Source organism: Pseudomonas sp. 29, from assembly GCF_002754355.1.
In the GTDB taxonomy this organism is placed as follows: domain Bacteria; phylum Pseudomonadota; class Gammaproteobacteria; order Pseudomonadales; family Pseudomonadaceae; genus Aquipseudomonas; species Aquipseudomonas neuropathica.
Window position 1 is genome coordinate 3,426,281 of sequence record NZ_PEEY01000001.1, and the last position, 19,913, is coordinate 3,446,193.

The 19,913-nt window shown below is 60.0% G+C and carries 12 protein-coding genes; 8 read left to right on the forward strand and 4 right to left on the reverse strand.

Annotated features, from left to right (window positions below; all coding sequences use genetic code 11):
- Positions 1-30 precede the first annotated feature (30 nt).
- From CLU80_RS15915 to aceE, 4 genes are all read right to left on the reverse strand, one after another.
- Complete coding sequence (locus CLU80_RS15915) at positions 31-2,727, reverse strand: putative bifunctional diguanylate cyclase/phosphodiesterase (RefSeq protein ID WP_099757809.1); 2,697 nt, start codon at positions 2,725-2,727, stop codon at positions 31-33.
- 252 nt (positions 2,728-2,979) lie between these two features.
- Positions 2,980-4,377: an alkaline phosphatase D family protein gene (locus CLU80_RS15920; RefSeq protein ID WP_099757810.1), complete on the reverse strand. Its 1,398-nt coding sequence runs from the start codon at positions 4,375-4,377 to the stop codon at positions 2,980-2,982.
- A gap of 276 nt (positions 4,378-4,653) precedes the next feature.
- The gene (gene aceF, locus CLU80_RS15925; protein WP_095125329.1) at positions 4,654-6,618 is read right to left on the reverse strand and encodes a dihydrolipoyllysine-residue acetyltransferase; all 1,965 of its coding nucleotides are present in this window, start codon (positions 6,616-6,618) and stop codon (positions 4,654-4,656) included.
- An 11-nt stretch (positions 6,619-6,629) separates the two neighbouring features.
- On the reverse strand, positions 6,630-9,275 hold the full coding sequence (aceE, locus tag CLU80_RS15930; protein ID WP_007915682.1) for a pyruvate dehydrogenase (acetyl-transferring), homodimeric type: 2,646 nt from the start codon (positions 9,273-9,275) through the stop codon (positions 6,630-6,632).
- A gap of 384 nt (positions 9,276-9,659) precedes the next feature.
- Between aceE and glnE the strand changes: the two genes are divergently transcribed.
- From glnE to CLU80_RS15975, 8 genes are all read left to right on the forward strand, one after another.
- Entirely contained in the window at positions 9,660-12,599 is a 2,940-nt protein-coding gene (gene glnE / locus CLU80_RS15935) for a bifunctional [glutamate--ammonia ligase]-adenylyl-L-tyrosine phosphorylase/[glutamate--ammonia-ligase] adenylyltransferase (protein WP_099757811.1), read from the forward strand.
- A 307-nt stretch (positions 12,600-12,906) separates the two neighbouring features.
- Positions 12,907-13,941 (forward strand): lipopolysaccharide heptosyltransferase II, encoded by a 1,035-nt coding sequence (gene waaF / locus CLU80_RS15945; RefSeq protein ID WP_093430125.1) that lies wholly within the window; start codon positions 12,907-12,909, stop codon positions 13,939-13,941.
- 1 nt (position 13,942) lies between these two features.
- Positions 13,943-15,004, forward strand: coding sequence for a lipopolysaccharide heptosyltransferase I (gene waaC / locus CLU80_RS15950; protein WP_077570514.1), 1,062 nt, complete (start codon positions 13,943-13,945; stop codon positions 15,002-15,004).
- Positions 15,004-16,125 (forward strand): glycosyltransferase family 4 protein, encoded by a 1,122-nt coding sequence (locus CLU80_RS15955; protein ID WP_095047255.1) that lies wholly within the window; start codon positions 15,004-15,006, stop codon positions 16,123-16,125. The genes waaC and CLU80_RS15955 overlap by 1 nt, the downstream gene beginning before the upstream one ends.
- Positions 16,126-16,932 (forward strand): lipopolysaccharide core heptose(I) kinase RfaP, encoded by an 807-nt coding sequence (rfaP, locus tag CLU80_RS15960; RefSeq protein WP_093430127.1) that lies wholly within the window; start codon positions 16,126-16,128, stop codon positions 16,930-16,932.
- Positions 16,932-17,666 carry a lipopolysaccharide kinase InaA family protein gene (locus CLU80_RS15965; RefSeq protein WP_093430128.1) on the forward strand — a complete coding sequence of 245 codons (735 nt, stop codon included), beginning with the start codon at positions 16,932-16,934 and terminating at the stop codon, positions 17,664-17,666. Before rfaP ends, CLU80_RS15965 begins: the two co-directional genes overlap by 1 nt.
- Positions 17,663-18,415 carry a lipopolysaccharide kinase InaA family protein gene (locus CLU80_RS15970; protein ID WP_099757812.1) on the forward strand — a complete coding sequence of 251 codons (753 nt, stop codon included), beginning with the start codon at positions 17,663-17,665 and terminating at the stop codon, positions 18,413-18,415. The genes CLU80_RS15965 and CLU80_RS15970 overlap by 4 nt, the downstream gene beginning before the upstream one ends.
- On the forward strand, positions 18,415-19,866 hold the full coding sequence (locus tag CLU80_RS15975; protein WP_099757813.1) for a lipopolysaccharide kinase InaA family protein: 1,452 nt from the start codon (positions 18,415-18,417) through the stop codon (positions 19,864-19,866). The genes CLU80_RS15970 and CLU80_RS15975 overlap by 1 nt, the downstream gene beginning before the upstream one ends.
- The last annotated feature ends 47 nt before the right edge of the window (positions 19,867-19,913 follow it).

Here is a 19,913-nt window from a genome sequence, read left to right on the forward strand (position 1 = left end):
TTCGCACTATCCAATGTAGGAGCGGCGAGATCAGAGGCAGAGCGGGCCACGCGGGTAGCGTTTCAGCGCCTGGATCAGTTCGCCGCCCGGAATCGGCCGGTCAAACAGGTAACCCTGGCCGACGTCGCAACGATGACGACGGAGAAACGCCAGTTGCTCGGCGGTCTCAATACCTTCGGCCACGACCTTGAGTTTCAGGTTGTGCGCCATGGCGATCACCGCCGAGGTGATTTCCATGTCGTCTTGGTTGTCGGGGATTTCGTGGATGAAACTGCGATCGATCTTGATGATGTCGATCGGGAATTTTTTCAAATAGCTCAGCGACGAATAACCAGTGCCGAAGTCGTCCATGGCCAGCGTCAGCCCGAGGCGCTTGAGCTGGTCGAGCTGCAAGTGCGTGTCTTCGGTGGCTTCCAGCAGCAGGCCTTCGGTCAGTTCCAGTTCGAGCAGATAGGCCGGCAGCGCTTCTTCCTTGAGGATGTTGGCGATGGAGGCCACCAGATCCGGATCGGAGAACTGCTTGGGTGACAGGTTGATCGCCACTTGCAGATTGCCCATGCCGGCGGCGGTCAGTGCCTTGCTCATGCGGCAGGCCTGACGGGCGATCCACTTGCCGATCGGAATGATCAGGCCGGTCTCTTCGGCAACGCTGATGAACTGATCCGGGCGAATCATGCCGCGCTCCGGGTGGTTCCAGCGCAGCAGCGCTTCCATGCCCAGCAGGCGCCCGCTGCGCAGGCACAGCTTGGGCTGGTAGAACACGTCCAGCTCATTCTGGGTCAGGGCGCGGCGCAGGTTGTTCTCGACGAACAGTTTGTAACTGGCCTCGGCATTCAGCGCTTCGGTAAAGACTTGCACCTGATGTTTGCCGTTGGCCTTGGCCTTGTGCAGCGCCAGGCCAGCGTTACGCATCAGCGTTTGCGGATCGCGACCGTGTAGCGGCGCGCAGGCCAGGCCGACCGAACCGGTGACGCTGATCAACTGGTTGTCGACGAACATCGGCTTGTCGAGGGTCGCCAACAATTGGTTGGCGATCTGCTGACCGGTCGCCAGGTCGGTGTCGTCGAGCAGCACGGCAAATTCGTTACTGGCGAACCGCGCGAGGCTGCCACTTGGACTCAGGCTGTTGCGCAGACGCCGGGCCAGACTGATCAGCAGCTTGTCGCCGGTCTGGTGGCCGAGACTGTCGTTGATCCGCTTGAAGTTGTCGATGTCGACCAGCAACAGGCTGATCGGCGTATCGCTGTCGCGGGCGAAGCGTTCGTCCAGATTGCGGATAAACGCCGGCCGGTTGCCGAGGTTGGTCAGGTTGTCGGTGTACGCCAGTCGCTCAATGCGCTGCTGTGCGAGTTTGGTCTGGGTGATGTCTTCATAGATGCCGATGTAATGCGTCAGCTCACGGTTGTCACCGTAGACTTTGGAGATCGACAGCTGACCCCAGTACGGTTCGAGGTTCTTGCGGCGGCTTTTGAATTCGCCCTGCCAACTGTTGCTCTTGGCCAGCGCCGAGGGCGCGTCGAACAACAGTTCACTGAGGTTTTCCAGCGCCGGCAGCTCGGACAGACGCTGGCCGTGGACTTCTTCGGTGGTGTATTGGGTGATCGCGGTGAAGCTCGGGTTGACGTACTCGACCACGCCGTCGCAATTGACCAGCAAAAACGCGTTGGCGCTTTGCTCGACTGCACGCTGGAACAGGTGCAGAGCGCTGGTGGCTGTGCGGCGGTTGTGGTTGTTGATGACTTGCGCAAACTGGTCAGCCAGCTCACCGGCAAAGGCGATTTCGTCGGACTGCCAGGCGCGGGTGACGCCGGTCTGTTCCAGGCACAGCACGCCGACCACTTGCCCGTCGACGCGAATACTGGCATCGAGCATGGCGTTGACGTCGCGCGGGCGCAGGGCTTCGGCCATCTCCCGGGTACGCGGGTCGCGCATCGCGTTGTGCGCATCGATGGCGCGACTGCCGTGCAGGGCGTCCATGTAATCCGGGAAGCTACTGATGTCGATCACGTCCGGAAGGATGTATTCCTGGGTCGCGCGGTGGTATGCGGAGATCGGCACCAGATGCTGGCCTTCGAGGTTCCACAAGCTGGCGCAGTCGATTTCATAGATATCGCAGGCGCAGCGGGTGATCAGCTCGGCGGCTTCCTGCAACGAGTTGTGCGTGCTGTAGCGCTGGCGCGCGAGCAGCAGAATCAGGTCCTGCTGGGCGCGCACGCGTTCCAGGTGCTGCAGTTGTTCCTGCTGCGCGCGTTGATTGAGTTCAAGGGCGATTTGCAGGCGTGAATTCTGGGTTTCGAGGTCGACGCAGGGCACCTGCGGCACTTCGTCGAACACATCATCGACCGCCAATAGATAGCCGCGCAGCAGATGACGATTGTGCTGTTTATACGCTTCGCCCAATTCGAGGATGTTCAGCTTGCCTGCGGCGGTGTGCAGGGTATAGCGCACCAGATAATGCGGGCTGTCGCGCAGTTGCTGCTGGATCGCGTCGTGCAGTTGATAGCGCGCTTCGGGTTCCATCAGGCTGGCGTAGGGTGAACCGACCAGGGCGCAAAGCTCAACCGCCGGCTGACCGAACTGGCGTTCACAGTTGGGATCGAGAAACAGCATCGCCCAACTGGCTTCATTCAAGCGCTCGAAACGCAGCATGCCGAGCCGCGAGGGCACAGGCAACTGCGTCACTACCTCGGCCGCCATACGGCTGGCGGCATCGGGTTGGCTCTTCATGAAGGGAACTCGCTTGGAAATATGCTGAACGCGCCGGGCTCTCGCCCTCTTTACTGTTGCCTGCGGCAAGGTTGCATCATTGCGGCACTGACTGACAAGAGACATGAAGGCCAAGTGCTATAAGAATATGTCGGCTGCGTCGGGCATTTCTCCAGCACGTCGTTGAAAAGAGTAAAAGATCGTAGCCTTGGGCAGTGTCTACAGGGGAATGCGCCCTCTGTAGGCGCTGTCGAAGGCTGCGATCTTTAAGGGTTAGCGCAGCTTTATGGCGATCGACTGCAGCCGTTTTCCATCCCGATCATGGTAATTGACCATAAGCTGATCAGCCTCGACCACCAAGTGGGCGAAATTGTCTTCACTCACCACCGTGCTGGTCAGTTCATGCCGATAATCGCCCGCCGCCGTGCGCACCAGCGGCTGATCCAGGATGAACGTGGACGCTTTGGCATATGGCAGCAGTTTGCTGTTGCACAGCGGCGAGGACACCACCGTGTGGATTTCGAAGTCCGGGTCTTCGCTGTGTGTCAAACGAGCCGTCAGCGAGCCATGCACGTCCCCGGAAATGAATACGACATTCTTGATTCGCCGGGTGCGGATGGTTTCCAGCAGGCGCAGACGTTGTTCGGGAAAGGCTTTCCAGGCGTCATCGCCGTGGCGTTTGCGATCGGGATAGAACATCACGCTGGTGACCACGAACTTGACCCGCGCTGTGCTGTGGCTCAGCCATTTGAGCAGGGCCTGTTCCTGTGCCTCGTCGAGGATGCGTCGGTCATCGGCTGACAAGTTGCGGCGGGTGCGACTATCGGTGACAAACCATTCGATATCGCCGTCGCTGAATTGATACCAGTAATGCTCAAGTGTCGAGTGATCTATTTCACCGTTACTTGTCAGCGGATGTACCGGGCTATGACTGGCCTGATACAACTCATAGGCAGCCATTGCGTTACGGTACAAGTCGCCGTCGGACTTGCTGGCATTGGCAGGCCAGTTATCTTCGATTTCGTGATCATCGAGAATCATGTAAGTCGACGTGCCAGACATCAACCGTTGAATGTTTGGTTGGGAAAACGCGGCGCGGTACTTGTTGAGAATGTCTTTGTATTCGCGATCCGGTGCGACCAGGTTCAAGTCGTCCACATAAATTTGATCGCCTGTCATCAATACCGCGCTGATCGGGGGTTGTATGCCCTCGATGAGCTGATTGATGGATGCAAAGATCCGGTCACCCAGTTGCGGCAGGGAGGCAATGCCAGCAGTCATGCGCAAGTAGCGGCAGGAGCCGACGATGTAGGCTCTGGGGTGCAGGGCTTTGCTGGAGCGGGTGCGCAGGCGATAGATTTCCCGTGGCCATTGCAACGGCAACTCGGCAACGCTGTCTGGCGTATGTGCCGGATTCATCGGGCTGAACCAGCCGGTCTGATATTCATATTCGGTGTCGGCACTCAAGTTGTTGAGGGCGAACACATGTGACATGTCGCGTAATTCAATCAGTTGCGCAAAGTTACCTTTGGACCAATGTTGTGTGCTGGAAGCGCGATAACGAATCCCGGCAAATACCGGCGAGTTGTTCTGACGATCGCCACGCATGAAGATGCGCACATGATCAGTTGTAACGTGGCCGGTAATTGGGCCGATAGTTGGTTTTAACATGTCGATTCCATTCGAATTAACTTGAATTAACAGGGTTTCACTAAGTTTTCTTAGTTGAATTTGTTGCGCCTAGGTTAGTTGCGTATCGAATAAAAAAGATCGGTGCCAAGTCGACCGGAGTTGTGGCCGATGTCAGCGCGACGTGTGGGAAAAAGACGAGGGAGGTGATTCTTCAGGCAAAAAAAAGCCCCGCCAAACTGACGGGGTTGAGGTACGAGCGTGTGGCGCTCGAAAGGGTGCAGCAATCGGCCCTCCGTTGCCGGAGGGCCGATCGAGTTACAGCAGGATCGTGCGGATGTCCGCCAGCAGGCTGCCCAGACGCTGGGTGAAGCGTGCGGCAGCGGCACCGTTGATCACACGGTGATCGTAGGACAGCGACAGCGGCAGCATCAGTTTCGGCTGGAAGGCTTTGCCGTCCCAGACTGGCTGGATGGTTGCCTTGGAAACACCGAGGATCGCCACTTCCGGCGCGTTGACGATCGGCGTGAAGCCGGTGCCGCCAATGTGGCCAAGACTGGAAATGGTGAAGCAGGCGCCCTGCATGTCGTCAGCAGTCAGCTTCTTGTCGCGGGCTTTGGCGGCCAGCGCAGCGGCTTCGGCTGCCAGTTGCAACAGGCTCTTCTGATCGACGTTCTTGATCACCGGTACCAGCAGGCCATCCGGGGTGTCGACGGCGAAGCCGATGTTCACGTACTTCTTGCGGATGATCGCTTTGCCGCTTGGCGCCAGCGAACTGTTGAAGTCCGGCAGCTCCTTGAGCATGTGCGCGCACGACTTGAGCAGCAGCGGCAGGATGGTCAGCTTGACGCCAGCCTTCTCTGCAACGGCTTTCTGTGCAACGCGGAAGGCTTCCAGCTCGGTGATATCAGCCGAATCGAACTGAGTCACGTGCGGGATGTTCAGCCAGCTGCGGTGCAGGCTCGACGCGCCGATTTGCATCAGGCGAGTCATCGGCACTTCTTCGATTTCGCCGAAACGGCTGAAGTCGACGACCGGAATCGGCGGGATACCCGCGCCACCGGTTGCGCCCGCTGCAGCGGCCGGTGCTTCCTTGGCCTTCTGCATCATCGCTTTGACGTAAACCTGCACGTCTTCTTTCAAGATACGACCGTGCGGGCCGCTGGCGCCGACAGCGTTCAGCTCGACGCCGAACTCACGGGCCAGTTGACGCACGGCTGGGCCGGCGTGAACTTTCGCGCCGGGCTTGGCCGGTGCGGCGGCTGGAGCGGCAGCAGGTGCAGCGGCAGCCGGAGCAGCAGCGGCAGGTGCCGGAGCGCTCGGAGCAGCAGCGGCGGCAGCTGGCGCCGGGGCAGCAGCAGGGGCCGCGCCTTTGACTTTCAGCTTCAGAATCAGGTCGCCGGTACCGACTTCGTCATCCAGCTTGATGGAAACGCTTTCCACCACGCCAGCGGCAGGCGATGGGATTTCCATGCTTGCCTTGTCGGATTCCAGGGTGATCAGCGACTGATCGGCTTCAACGCTGTCGCCAGCCTTGACCAACACTTCGATGATCTTGGCTTTGCCGGCCGAACCGATGTCCGGAACGTGGATGTCCTGAACGCTGTCGGCAACCGGTGCTGCTGGCGCGGCTGCCGGAGCAGGCGCAGCGGCAGCGGCCGGTGCAGCAGCCTGGGCCGGAGCGGCAGCCGCAGGGGCCGCAGCACCCGCCACTTCCAGATCCAGAATCAGATCGCCAGTGCCGACTTCGTCGTTGAGCTTGACGCTGATGGCCTTGACCACGCCAGCGGCAGGCGACGGGATTTCCATGCTCGCCTTGTCGGATTCCAGAGTGATCAGCGATTGATCAGCCTCGACGGTGTCGCCGACCTTGACCTGGATCTCGATGATCTGCGCCTTGCCCGACGAACCGATGTCCGGCACGTGCACTTGCTGAACCGAAGCGGCAGCGGGGGCAGCGGCTGGCGCGGCAGCAGCAGGAGCGGCAGCCGGTTTGGCTTCAGCTTTTGCAGCCGGCGCAGCAGCAGGAGCAGGGGCCGCTTCAGCGGCGCCCTCGACTTCCAGTTCAAGCAGTTCGTCGCCTTCTTTCAGACGGTCGCCCAGCTTCACTTTCAGGCTCTTGATGACGCCGGCTTTCGGGGCCGGCACTTCCATGCTGGCCTTGTCCGATTCCAGGGTCAGGATGCTCTGGTCGGCTTCGATACGGTCGCCGACCTTCACAAACAGTTCAATTACTTCACCTTCACCGCTGCCGATGTCAGGTACGCGAATGAGTTCGCTCACAAAATGTCTCCTCAGCAGTCCAGTGGGTTGCGTTTTTCCGGGTCGATGCCGAACTTGACGATGGCCTCAGCCACGACTTTAGGTTCGATATCACCACGGTCAGCCAGTGCTTCCAGGGCTGCCAACACCACGAAATGACGGTCGACTTCGAAGAAATGACGCAGTTTCTTGCGGCTGTCGCTGCGGCCGAAACCATCGGTGCCCAAGACTTTGAATTCCTTGGACGGTACCCACTGACGGATCTGCTCGGCGAACAGCTTCATGTAGTCGGTAGAGGCGATGACCGGACCTTTACGGCCGTTCAGGCACTCTTCGACGTAGCTCAGCTTAGGCTTCTGGCCAGGCTTCAGACGGTTGCTGCGCTCTACAGCGAGGCCGTCGCGACGCAGTTCGTTGAAGCTGGTAACGCTCCACACGTCGGCGCCAACGTTGAACTCTTCACGCAGGATCTTCGCCGCTTCACGGACTTCACGCAGGATGGTACCGGAGCCCATCAGCTGAACGTGGTGCGCCGCATCGCGGGTGTCTTCTTCGAGCAGGTACATGCCTTTCTTGATGCCTTCTTCGGCACCGGCCGGCATGGCTGGCTGCTGGTACGACTCGTTCATCACGGTGATGTAGTAGAAGATGTCCTGTTGCTCTTCGGTCATCTTCTTCATGCCGTCCTGAATGATCACCGCCAGCTCGTAGCCGTAGGTTGGATCGTAGGTGCGGCAGTTCGGGATGGTTGCAGCCAACAGGTGGCTGTGACCGTCTTCGTGTTGCAGGCCTTCACCGTTCAGGGTGGTCCGGCCGGCGGTGCCGCCGATCAGGAAGCCACGGGTACGGCTGTCGCCGGCAGCCCAGGCCAGGTCGCCAATACGCTGGAAGCCGAACATCGAGTAGAAGATGTAGAACGGCAGCATCGGCTGGTTGTGGCTGGAGTACGAAGTACCGGCAGCGATGAAGGAGCTCATGGCGCCTGCTTCGTTGATGCCTTCTTCAAGGATCTGACCTTTCTGGTCTTCCTTGTAGAACATCACCTGGTCTTTATCGACTGGCTCGTAGAGCTGGCCGACGGACGAGTAGATGCCGAGCTGACGGAACATGCCTTCCATACCGAAGGTACGGGCTTCGTCCGGGATGATCGGAACGATGCGCGGGCCGATTTCCTTGTCCTTGACCAGTTGCGCGAGGATCCGCACGAAAGCCATGGTGGTGGAAATTTCACGGTCGCCGGAACCATCGAGGATGGCCTTGAGGGTGTCCAGGTCCGGCGTCGGTACGCTGAAGCTTTGTGCGCGGCGCTGAGGCACGAAACCGCCCAGTGCAGTGCGACGCTCACTGAGGTAGCGGGCTTCGGCGCTGTTTGGCTCTGGCTTGAAGAACGGCAGGTTCTCCAGCTCTTCGTCCTTGACCGGGATGTCGAAACGATCGCGGAACAACTTCAGGCTGTCGACATCGACTTTCTTGGTGTTGTGCGCAGTGTTCTTCGCTTCGCCGGCACCGGTGCCATAACCCTTGATGGTCTTGGCCAGGATAACGGTTGGTTGTTCTTTGTGGTTGACCGCTTCGTGGTAAGCCGCATAGACCTTGTACGGGTCGTGGCCGCCACGGTTGAGTTTCCAGATCTCGTCGTCGGACAGATCAGCAACCATCGCCTTGAGTTCTGGCGTGTTGAAGAAGTGTTCACGGACGAACGCGCCGTCTTTGGCTTTGTAGTTCTGGTACTCGCCGTCGATGACTTCGTCCATGCGACGTTGCAGGATGCCGTCGACGTCTTTGGCCAGCAGTGGGTCCCAGAAACGGCCCCAGATGACTTTGGTCACGTTCCACTGAGCACCGCGGAACACGCCTTCGAGTTCCTGGATGATCTTGCCGTTGCCGCGAACCGGGCCGTCGAGGCGCTGCAGGTTGCAGTTGATGACGAAGATCAGGTTGTCCAGCTTCTCGCGGCCGGCCAGGGAGATCGCGCCCAGGGATTCCGGCTCGTCGCACTCGCCGTCGCCCAGGAAGCACCAGACTTTCTGTTTGCCCGGCTGGATGAAACCGCGGTGTTCCAGGTACTTCATGAAGCGTGCCTGGTAGATCGCTTGAATTGGACCCAGACCCATCGATACGGTCGGGAACTGCCAGAAGTCAGGCATCAGCCAAGGGTGCGGGTAGGACGACAGGCCCTGACCGTCGACTTCCTGGCGGAAGTTGTTCATCTGGTCTTCGGTGATGCGGCCTTCCATGAACGCACGGGCGTAAACGCCTGGCGAAGTGTGGCCCTGGAAGTAGATCAGGTCGCCGCCGTGTTCGTCGGTCGGGGCCTGGAAGAAGTAGTTGAAGCCGATGTCATACAGGGTCGCACTGGAAGCGAAGCTGGAGATGTGACCACCCAGGTCAGAATCTTTCAGGTTCGTACGCATTACCATGGCCATCGCGTTCCAGCGTACCAGCGAGCGAATGCGGCGTTCCATGAACAGGTCGCCAGGCATGCGTGCTTCGTGGGTTACCGGGATGGTGTTGCGGTAAGGCGTGGTGATGGCGTAAGGGAGCTGCGAGCCGCTGCGGGTCGCGAGTTCGCCCATACGGGTCATCAGATAGTGAGCACGGTCTTCGCCTTCTTTGTCGAGAACCGATTCCAGGGCGTCCAGCCATTCCTGGGTTTCGACGGGATCGAGGTCTTGCATGGCTTGCTCCAGGGCGGAAAGGCTTCCAGAATCGGTTGCCTGAGTTTGCGACTGGCCTTGTGGGCAGACGATTTAAAATTCTTGGATTGCCGATAGGTTGTTCCGGCGGCGTGTAGTTTTACTACAAATCTTCCGGCATTTCAGCCTTTCGAATGTATAGACGAGTAGTAAAACTACAGAAGAATGGCTTGTGGCCTCCGGCTGCGTTGTGAGAATAATCGTTAAGGTTGGTCTTTTACCATCCGAAAAAGGTGAAACTTTGATGTTCGCTGCCAACGAGAAAGAAATTTCAGCTATTTCTAACTTTTGTTCGACAGTCTTCCGGGTAGCGGCTTTTCACCAATCACTACAAGCGGCCATTTACACGCCGATCAAGGATAGACCATGACCCTGCCCGTGCTTGCCGAACTGCCCGCCATTCTCCTGCCGTTGGTCACTCGATCGGAGCAGTCGTTCCGTACGGCCGTCGCCGCGCTGGAAGACGATCACGGCCTGGCGAACTGGACGCCAGAGCGCTGGGCGCAATTCGCCCGCGTCACCGCCGCCAGCGAATTCGTCATTGAACAGAGCGTTCGTGACCCTTTGATGTTGCTCACACTGGTGCAGTCCGGCGAACTCGACCGGGCCTTCGCGCCGGGTGAATTGTGTGCGCAGATTGCCGCTGCGGTGAACGCTGCCCAGAATGAAGATGAACTCGGTCGCGCCCTGCGCCGCCAACGCGCCCGTCATCAAGTGCGGATCATCTGGCGCGATCTCACCCGCCAGGCCGATCTGGTACAGAGCTGCCGGGATCTTTCGGACATGGCCGACGCCACCATCGACCAGGCTTATCAATGGTTGTACAGCCGCCATTGCGAACAGTTCGGCACGCCGACCGGCCGCCGCAGCGGTGAGCCGCAGCAAATGGTCATCCTCGGCATGGGCAAGCTCGGCGCCGTTGAGTTGAACCTGTCTTCGGACATCGATCTGATCTTCGCTTACCCCGAGGGCGGCGAAACGGTGGGCGTGAAGCGCTCGCTGGATAATCAGGAATTCTTCATTCGTCTCGGCCAGCGCTTGATCAAGGCGCTGGATCCGATGACCGTCGACGGATTTGTGTTCCGTGTCGACATGCGCCTGCGCCCTTACGGTTCGTCCGGCGCGCTGGTGCTGAGCTTCAATGCGCTGGAGCAGTATTACCAGGATCAGGGCCGTGACTGGGAACGCTACGCGATGATCAAGGCGCGGGTGGTGGCCGGCGATCAGGTGGCGGGTGCGCAGTTGCTCGACATGCTGCGGCCGTTCGTTTACCGCCGTTATCTGGACTTCTCGGCGATCGAAGCGCTGCGCACCATGAAGCAGTTGATCCAGCAGGAAGTACGGCGCAAGGGCATGGCCGACAACATCAAGCTCGGCTCAGGCGGCATCCGCGAGGTCGAGTTCATCGCGCAGGCTTTTCAGTTGATCCATGGTGGCCGCGATCTGAGCCTGCAACAGCGTCCTCTATTAAAGGTGCTGAGCACGCTGGAAGGGCAGGGTTATCTGCCGCCAGCGGTGATCGGCGAATTGCGCGAGGGCTACGAATTTCTGCGTTACACCGAACACGCCATTCAGGCGATCGCCGACCGCCAGACCCAGATGCTGCCGGATGGCGCGCAGGATCAGGCGCGCATTGCGTTTATGCTCGGTTTTGCCGATTGGGACGCCTTCCACGAAAAGCTGATGTTCTGGCGCGGCCGCGTGGCCTGGCACTTCGCCCAGGTGATTGCCGATCCCGACGAGGATGAAAACGCCGAAAGTGAAGTGGTGGTCGGCGGTGAATGGCTGCCGCTGTGGGAAGAGGCGCAAGACGAAGAGGCGGCGTGCCGGCAGTTGGAGGAGGGCGGCTTTGCTGATGCCAGCAAAGCTCTGAAAGCGCTGGCCGGATTGCGCAGCAGCCCGCAATTGCGGGCGATGCAGCGGTTGGGGCGTGAGCGTCTGGATGCCTTTATTCCGCGTCTGCTCGCACAGGCTGTGGAACACGCCAACCCGGATCTGGTGCTTGAGCGGGTGTTGCCGCTGGTCGAAGCGGTCGCTCGGCGCTCGGCTTATCTGGTCTTGCTGACGGAAAACCCCGGTGCACTGCGGCGCTTGCTGACGTTGTGCGCCGCGAGCCCGTGGATCGCTGAGCAAATTACGCGTTTCCCGCTGCTGCTTGATGAATTGCTGAACGAAGGTCGTTTGTTCAAGCCGCCCTTGGCACCGGAACTGGCGGCTGAATTGCGCGAGCGCCTGACGCGGATTCCCGAAGACGACCTCGAACAACAAATGGAAGCCTTGCGCCATTTCAAATTGGCGCACCGCTTGCGCGTGGCGGCGTCGGAAATCGCCGGCAGCCTGCCGCTGATGAAAGTCAGCGATTACCTGACCTGGCTGGCCGAGGCGATTCTCGAGCAAGTGCTGGCCCTGGCCTGGCGCCAGACCGTGGCCAAGTACGGCACGCCGCTGCGCACCGACGGCACCTTGTGCGATCCCGGCTTCATCATTGTCGGTTATGGCAAAGTCGGCGGCCTGGAATTGGGGCATGGTTCGGATCTGGACCTGGTGTTTATCCATGACGGCGATCCGCAGGCGGAAACCGACGGGCCGAAGTCGATTGATGGCGCGCAGTTCTTCACGCGCCTGGGGCAGCGGATCATTCACCTGCTGACGGCGCAGACCAACTCCGGTCAGCTCTATGAAGTGGACATGCGTCTGCGGCCATCCGGTGCTTCGGGGCTGTTGGTCAGCTCGCTGGGAGCGTTTGCCCGCTATCAGGAAAATGAAGCCTGGACCTGGGAGCATCAGGCGTTGGTGCGGGCGCGGGTGCTGGTCGGCAGTCAGGATGTCGGCCGGGCGTTCGAGAGCGTCCGCGCGCAGGTCTTGGGCAAGGCGCGCGATCTGGCCAAGTTGCAACAGGAAGTCAGTGAGATGCGCGCGAAGATGCGCGATAACCTCGGCACCAAGAGCACCGCGGCCGGTACGGCGGCAAATGCCTTCGACGCCACAGCGCCCTTCGACCTCAAGCAGGACGCCGGAGGTATCGTCGATATTGAATTTATGGTGCAATACGCGGCTCTGGCGTGGTCGCAAAGCCACCCGCCATTGCTGCGCTGGACCGATAACATCCGCATTCTGGAAGAGCTGGAACACGAAGGGCTGATGCCTGCCGAAGATGCCAGCCTGTTGCGCGAGGCCTATAAAGCCTACCGCTCCGCCGCTCACCGGCAGGCGTTGCAGAAGGACGCCGGGGTGATATCGGGCGATCAGTTTGCCGAAGAACGGCGGCAGGTTTTGCGGATATGGAAAGAGATGGGGCTAAGCTGAAACCGGTTTGTGCAGCACCCAATACCCTGTGGGAGCGAGCTTGCTCGCGAAGACGGAGTGTCAGACGACACCGATGTCGGATGTGCTGGCCCCTTCGCGAGCAAGCTCGCTCCCACAGTGGATCTACAGTGTCTGTAGATCTGAAGCAGGACGAAAAAACCATGTGGGAGCGAGCCTGCTCGCGATAGCGGAGTGACAGTCGACAGTCATGTTGAAGGTAATGACCCATCGCAAGCAGTGCCGCTCCCTCAGTGATTCTCGAGGCGGGGAGGCGTAAATGCCTCCCCGGTTCGTTTTTGGAAACCACATGAATATTCTGATCGTTGGGCCCAGTTGGGTCGGTGACATGGTGATGGCACAGACACTGTTTCAGTGTCTCAAACAGCGCCATCCGCAATGCGAAATCGACGTCCTGGCCCCTGAGTGGAGCCGGCCGATCCTGGAACGCATGCCCGAAGTGCGCAAGGCCTTGAGCTTCCCGCTCGGCCACGGTGCGCTGGAATTGGCGACGCGTCGGCGCATCGGCAAATCCCTGCGTGGTCAGTACGATCAGGCGATCCTGCTGCCCAACTCGCTGAAGTCGGCGCTGGTGCCGTTTTTCGCCGGCATTCCGAAACGCACCGGCTGGCGCGGCGAATTCCGCTACGGCCTGCTCAACGATGTGCGCACCCTCGACAAACAACGCTATCCGTTGATGATCGAGCGGTTCATGGCTTTGGCCTATGAGCCGAACGCCGAGCTGCCGAAGCCTTATCCGCGCCCAAGCCTGCAAATCGACCCGGTCACTCGCGAAGCAGCGTTGGCCAAGTTCGGCCTGACCCTCGACCGCCCGGTGTTGGCCCTGTGCCCTGGCGCCGAGTTTGGCGAGTCCAAGCGCTGGCCGTCCGAGCACTACGCCAAAGTCGCCGAAGCGCGCATTCGTGAAGGCTGGCAGGTGTGGCTGTTCGGTTCGAAGAACGATCATGCGGTCGGTGAAGATATCCGCGCTCGACTGATTCCTGGCCTGCGTGAAGAATCGGTCAACCTCAGCGGCGGCACTTCGCTGGCCGAGGCCATCGACCTGATGTCCTGCGCCGACGCGGTGGTCTCCAACGACTCCGGCCTGATGCACGTTGCCGCTGCGCTGAACCGTCCACTGGTGGCGGTCTACGGTTCGACTTCGCCGGGTTTTACCCCGCCGCTGGCCGAGCATGTCGAAGTGGTTCGTCTGGGCCTCGATTGCAGCCCGTGCTTCGACCGCACCTGCCGCTTCGGCCATTACAACTGCCTCCGCCAGCTGATGCCGGACGCGGTCAATGATGCCTTGCAGAAGTTGCAGGGCTCTGTGGTCGAGGTTCATTAAGTTGCGGGTACTGCTGATCAAGACTTCATCGCTGGGTGACGTGATTCATGCGTTGCCGGCGCTGACCGACGCCGCCCGGGCCATTCCCGGAATCAAGTTCGACTGGGTAGTGGAAGAAGGTTTCGCCGAGATCCCGACCTGGCACCCGGCCGTTGGCAAAGTGATTCCGGTGGCGATCCGTCGCTGGCGCAAAAACCTCTGGAAAACCATCACCAGCGGCGAGTGGAAACGCTTCAAACAAAGTGTGCGCGCCAATAAATACGACTTGGTGATCGACGCTCAAGGCCTGCTGAAAAGCGCCTGGCTGACCCGCTACGTCAAAGCGCCGGTAGCCGGCCTCGATAAAGGTTCGGCGCGAGAGCCGATGGCTTCGCGTTTCTATGACCGCAAACTGGCTGTGGCCCGCGGTCAGCACGCCGTCGAGCGAGTGCGCCAACTGTTCGCCATCGCTCTCGGCTACGACTTGCCGAAAGGCTTGGGCGATTACGGCCTCAACGTCGAGCGTCTGGTCGAGCTGCCGCGCAAAAACGCCTTTGTGGTCTTCCTGCATGGCACTACTTGGGACACCAAACACTGGCCGGAAAGTTACTGGCGCGAACTGACTGAACGCGTCGGCTACCTCGGCGTCGGCGTCAAACTGCCGTGGGGCAACCCACAGGAAAAGGCCCGCGCCGAACGCATCGCCGCCGGTTTCAAACACGCCGAAGTGCTGCCGAAGCTCAATCTGGCCGGCGTCGGCAAAGTCCTCGCTGGTGCGCAAGCCTGCGTCGCGGTGGATACCGGTCTCGGCCACTTGGCCGCCGCGCTGGACGTGCCGACCATCTCGCTGTTCGGCCCGACCAACCCGGGCCTGACCGGCGCCTACGGCAAGTTGCAGATTCACCTGGCCAGCGACTTCCCATGCGCGCCATGCCTGCAAAAGAAATGTACCTATCAACCGACCGCGCAGGATGCCCGTCAGTTTGACCTGAAGCGTGAACAGCCGCTGTGCTTCACGCGTCTGAACCCCGAGCGTGTCGCCAGCCGACTGAGCACGTTGTTAATGGCTGAGGAGCTGCGCTGATGCAATTGGCATTCGTCCTGTACAAATATTTCCCGTTCGGTGGTTTGCAGCGCGACTTTATGCGCATCGCCCTTGAATGCCAGAAGCGCGGTCACCAGATTCGCGTCTACACGCTGATCTGGGAAGGCGACGTGCCGCCCGGTTTTGAGGTGCTGGTGGCGCCGGTCAAGGCGTTCTTCAACCATCGTCGCAACGAAAAACTCAGCGCGTGGATGGCAGCGGACCTGGCCAAGCGCCCGGTCGATCGCCTGATCGGGTTCAACAAGATGCCGGGGCTGGACGTCTACTACGCCGCCGATGGCTGCTTCGAAGACAAGGCGCAGAACTTGCGCAATTCGCTGTACCGCCGCTGGGGCCGTTATCGCCACTTTGCCGAGTACGAGCGCGCAGTGTTCGCCAAGGATGCGAAGACCGAAGTGCTGATGATTTCCGAAGTGCAGCAGCCGCTGTTCATCAAGCATTACGACACGCCACTTGAGCGTTTCCATCTGCTGCCGCCAGGCATCGCCCAGGATCGTCGTCGCCCGGCGGATGCCGCTGAAATTCGCGCCGGTTTCCGCGCTGAATTCAATCTCAAGGACGACGAACTGCTGCTGGTGCAGATCGGCTCCGGCTTCAAGACCAAAGGCGTCGATCGCAGCCTGAAAGCGCTGGCTGCATTGCCTGCCGAACTGAAGAAACGCACCCGGCTGTTTGTAATCGGCCAGGATGACCCCAAATTATTCCAGATGCAGAGCGCAACTTTGGGTCTGGGCGATAACGTAACGTTCCTCAAGGGCCGCAGCGATATTCCGCGTTTCCTGCTCGGTGCCGATCTGTTGATCCACCCGGCGTACAACGAAAACACCGGCACCGTACTGCTTGAAGCGCTGGTCGCCGGTTTGCCGGTGCTGGTCAGCGCGGTCTGCGGTTACGCCCATTACATTGCCGAGGCGGATGCCGGGCGAGTGCTGGACGAACCGTTCGATCAGGCGCAACTGACGCAATACTTGACTGAAATGTTGCATGACGACGCTGCACGGGCGGCCTGGAGCCGCAATGGTCTGGCCTTCGCCGAGACGGCCGACCTCTACAGCATGCCGCAGCACGCGGCCGATGTGATTCTGGCGGAGCACGCTTAAATGAAGTTGATGCTGGCTGAACCGTTCAAAAGCCTGTGGGCCGGCCGCGACCCGTTCGCTGAAGTCGAAGGCTTGCAGGGCGAGGTATACCGCGAGCTGGAAGCGCGCCGGACGCTGCGCACGGAAGTCGACGGCAACGGATTTTTCGTGAAAATCCACCGAGGTATCGGCTGGGGCGAGATCTTCAAGAATCTGCTGACCGCCAAGCTGCCGGTTCTCGGCGCGGGCCAGGAGTGGCAAGCCATTCAGCGTCTGCAGGAAGTCGGCGTGCCGACCATGACTGCCGTGGCTTACGGTGAGAAGGGCAGTAACCCGGCAGATCAGCACTCGTTTATCGTCACCGAAGAACTGGCGCCGACCATCAGCCTCGAAGACTTCAGCATCGATTGGGTCAAGCAGCCACCCGAGCCGAAACTCAAGCGCGCGCTGATCGCCGAAGTCGCACGCATGACCGGCATGATGCACCGCGCTGGCGTCAACCATCGTGACTGCTATATCTGCCACTTCCTGCTGCACACCGATAAACCGGTGACGCCAGACGACTTCAAACTCTCAGTGATCGACCTGCACCGTGCCCAGACCCGCACGAAAATCACGCAGCGCTGGCGCAATAAAGATCTGGCCGCGTTGTACTTTTCCGCGCTGGACATCGGCCTGACCCGCCGCGACAAACTGCGTTTCCTCAAAGGCTATTTCCAGCAACCGCTGCGCCAGATCCTGGCTGAAGAAGCGCCGTTGCTGAGCTGGCTGGAAGGCAAGGCCAACAAGCTCTACGCGCGTAAACAGCGTTACGGGGATGCGCTCTGATGGCGGGTTGGACTCTCGAGCCGCAATACAGCGAGCTCGCCGAAGACTTCGGCAGTCTCGAAGCGGTATTTGCGTTGCAGGGCGAACGCCTGACCCGTGATCCGCTGTCGGAAGTGATTCGCGTGCAGCGCAACGGTGTCAATTATTACGTCAAACGCTATGTCGGCGCTGGTAAAGGCTTGCGCCGTTACCTCGGCAAGCCGCGGGTGAAGATGGAATGGCAGAACCTCAAGCGCTTCGCCAAGTGGGGCATTCCCACCGCTGAAGTGGTGGCCTGGGGCCTGGAACGACGTGGCGCGGCGTATGATCGTGGCGCGATGATCACCCGTGAACTGCCCGACACCGAAGACCTTTCGGCGCTCGCCGAGCGCAAGGATCCGAAACTCAAGGATCGCGCCTGGGTTGACGGCGTCAGTCGGCAATTGGCCGGCTATACCCGGACGATGCATGATCACCGATTTACCCATAACGATCTGAAATGGCGCAACCTGTTGATCGATGATCAGGCGCGGATATTTCTGATCGATTGCCCTAACGGCGAGTTCTGGCGCGGCTTCTGGCTCAAGTATCGGATCACCAAGGATCTGGCCTGTCTCGATAAACTCGCCAAATACCACCTGTCCAATACCCAACGCCTGCGCTTCTATAAGCAATACCGCCAGTGCGATCGGCTTGATAGCGCCGACAAGAAACGGATTCGGCACGTGGTGAGATTTTTCGAGGGACGCGAATGACTGATTTTCTCGCCGCTGAAGACCGCGCACTACTTGAGCGCCATGGTCTCGGCACTTTTGACGCGCTTTGGGCGAAGCAGCTTGAGGCCGTGGACGAACCCAATACCGCCCGTGGCGGTTGGAGCAGCGTCTTCCGTTTGGATCTTGAAGGGCAGGGTTATTACCTCAAGCGCCAGAGCAACTACCTGACGCGGACCTTGCACGCGCCTTTCGGCGAGCCAAGCTTTGCCCGCGAGTTTCGCAATATCAGTCGCTATCGCAAGCTCGGTATCCCGGCGCTGCAAGCGGCGTTTTTCGGTGAGCGTAAGGTCAACGGCGAAGTCCGTGCCATTCTGCTGACTCGGGCACTCGATGGCTGGAGTGATCTGGAATCGCTGTTGCAGCGCTGGGCGCAGCTCAGTACCGCGCAGCATTCAGCCATTCTCAAGGCTTGCGGATTGCTCGCGCGGCATCTGCACGGCGTGCGTCAGGTGCACGGCTGCTTCTATCCCAAACATATTTTTCTGCGAGCCACAGGTGACGGGTATCAGGCGCAGTTGATCGACCTGGAAAAGACCCGACCGTTGTTGTTTGGTATGCGCGACCGGATCAAGGATCTGGAACCGCTGCAACGCCGTGCGCCGGAATGGAACGAGGAGCAACTGCGTGAATTGCTCGCGGCTTATCTCGATCAGCCCACTGACAGCGCGCTGCTGGACAGCTGGCTCGCCCGGCTGACCGCGCGTCGCAGCCACAAGGAGACCCGCTGATGCAATTGTCGGAGCTGGCCGGTGCCGGGCGAGCCCCGCAACTGCCACTGACGGTGACGCTGGCCGATGCCGCCGGCAGTGCTGATCTGCAATTGCTGAGCCTGCTGCGGGTGTTGCCGGGACAGCGTTACGTTGGCGCCGGTGTCTGGCGCGGGCGTCCGGTGCTGGCCAAATTGCTGGTCGGCGGCAAAGCTGCCCGGCATTTTCAGCGCGAGCTGGAAGGCGTGCGCTTGCTGGCTGCGCAAGGCCTGACCACGCCGCTGCTCCTGGCCGATGGTTTGCAAAATGGCGAAGGTGGCTGGTTGCTGTTCGATTTCCTTGAGGGGGCCGAAAGCCTTGGCGATGCCTGGGCGAAAGTCGAGTCGCTGCCGGTGTTGGCCGATGAACAATCGGCGGTGCTGGCCGAGGCGCTGGGCGCTATTGGCCAATTGCACGGCAAAGGGCTTTGGCAGGAAGATCTGCACCTGGACAATCTGTTGCGCCACGGCGACCAGTTGTACTTGATTGACGGTGCCGGGATTTGCGCAGAAACCGCCGGCCAGCCGTTGTCGCGACAAAAAGTCCTGGAAAATCTCGGGGTGTTTTTCGCCCAGTTACCCAAGGCGCTGGAACCGTTCACTGAAGAACTGCTGGTGTATTACCTGTTGAGCAACAGCGAGCATGCGTTGCCGCTGGAGGCCTTGCAGAAACAGATCGACAAAGTGCGGCGCTGGCGTTTGAAAGACTTTCTGATCAAGGTCGGTCGCGAGTGCACGCTGTTCAGTGTGCAGCGTGGAGCGTTCGCTTTGCGCGCGATCCGCCGCGAAGAAGAGTCAGCCATGCTGCCGGTGCTGGCGCAGGCCGATGCGTTGCTTGATCAGGGGCACCTGTACAAGACCGGTGGTGCGGCGAGCGTTGGCAAGGTTCAGGCCGGTGCGCGCACGCTGGTGATCAAGCGCTACAACATCAAGGGCTTTGCGCATTGGCTCAAGCGTTTCTGGCGGCCAAGTCGGGCCTGGCATTCGTGGCGCGAAGGCAATCGCCTGGCGTTTCTCGGCATCGCCACACCCAAACCGCTGGCGGTGCTGGAAAAGCGCTTTTTGTGGCTGCGCAGCCGTGCGTATCTGGTGACCGAGTTCCTGCCGGGGCCGGATATCATCGAGCGCTTTGCGCCGTACGTTGAAAGTGGTGAAGCGCCGGAAGCGGAGTTGCAGGCGCTGGATCAGTTGTTCGCCAGATTGATTGACGAGCGGATCAGCCATGGCGACTTCAAGGGACACAATCTGTTCTGGCAGCAGGATCGCTGGGCGCTGATCGATCTGGACTCGATGTGCCAGCATGGATCTGTCGGCAGTTTCGCGCCGGCCTATGCCCGTGACCGTGCGCGATTCATGCGCAACTGGCCCGAAAGCAGCGCGCTGTATCAGATTATTGATCTGCGGTTGCCGAAAGATATTTCCAGCGTGCCCTGAGACAAACCAGCAGTAGAGGACAAGATTCAGCGACTTGTCCTACAGCT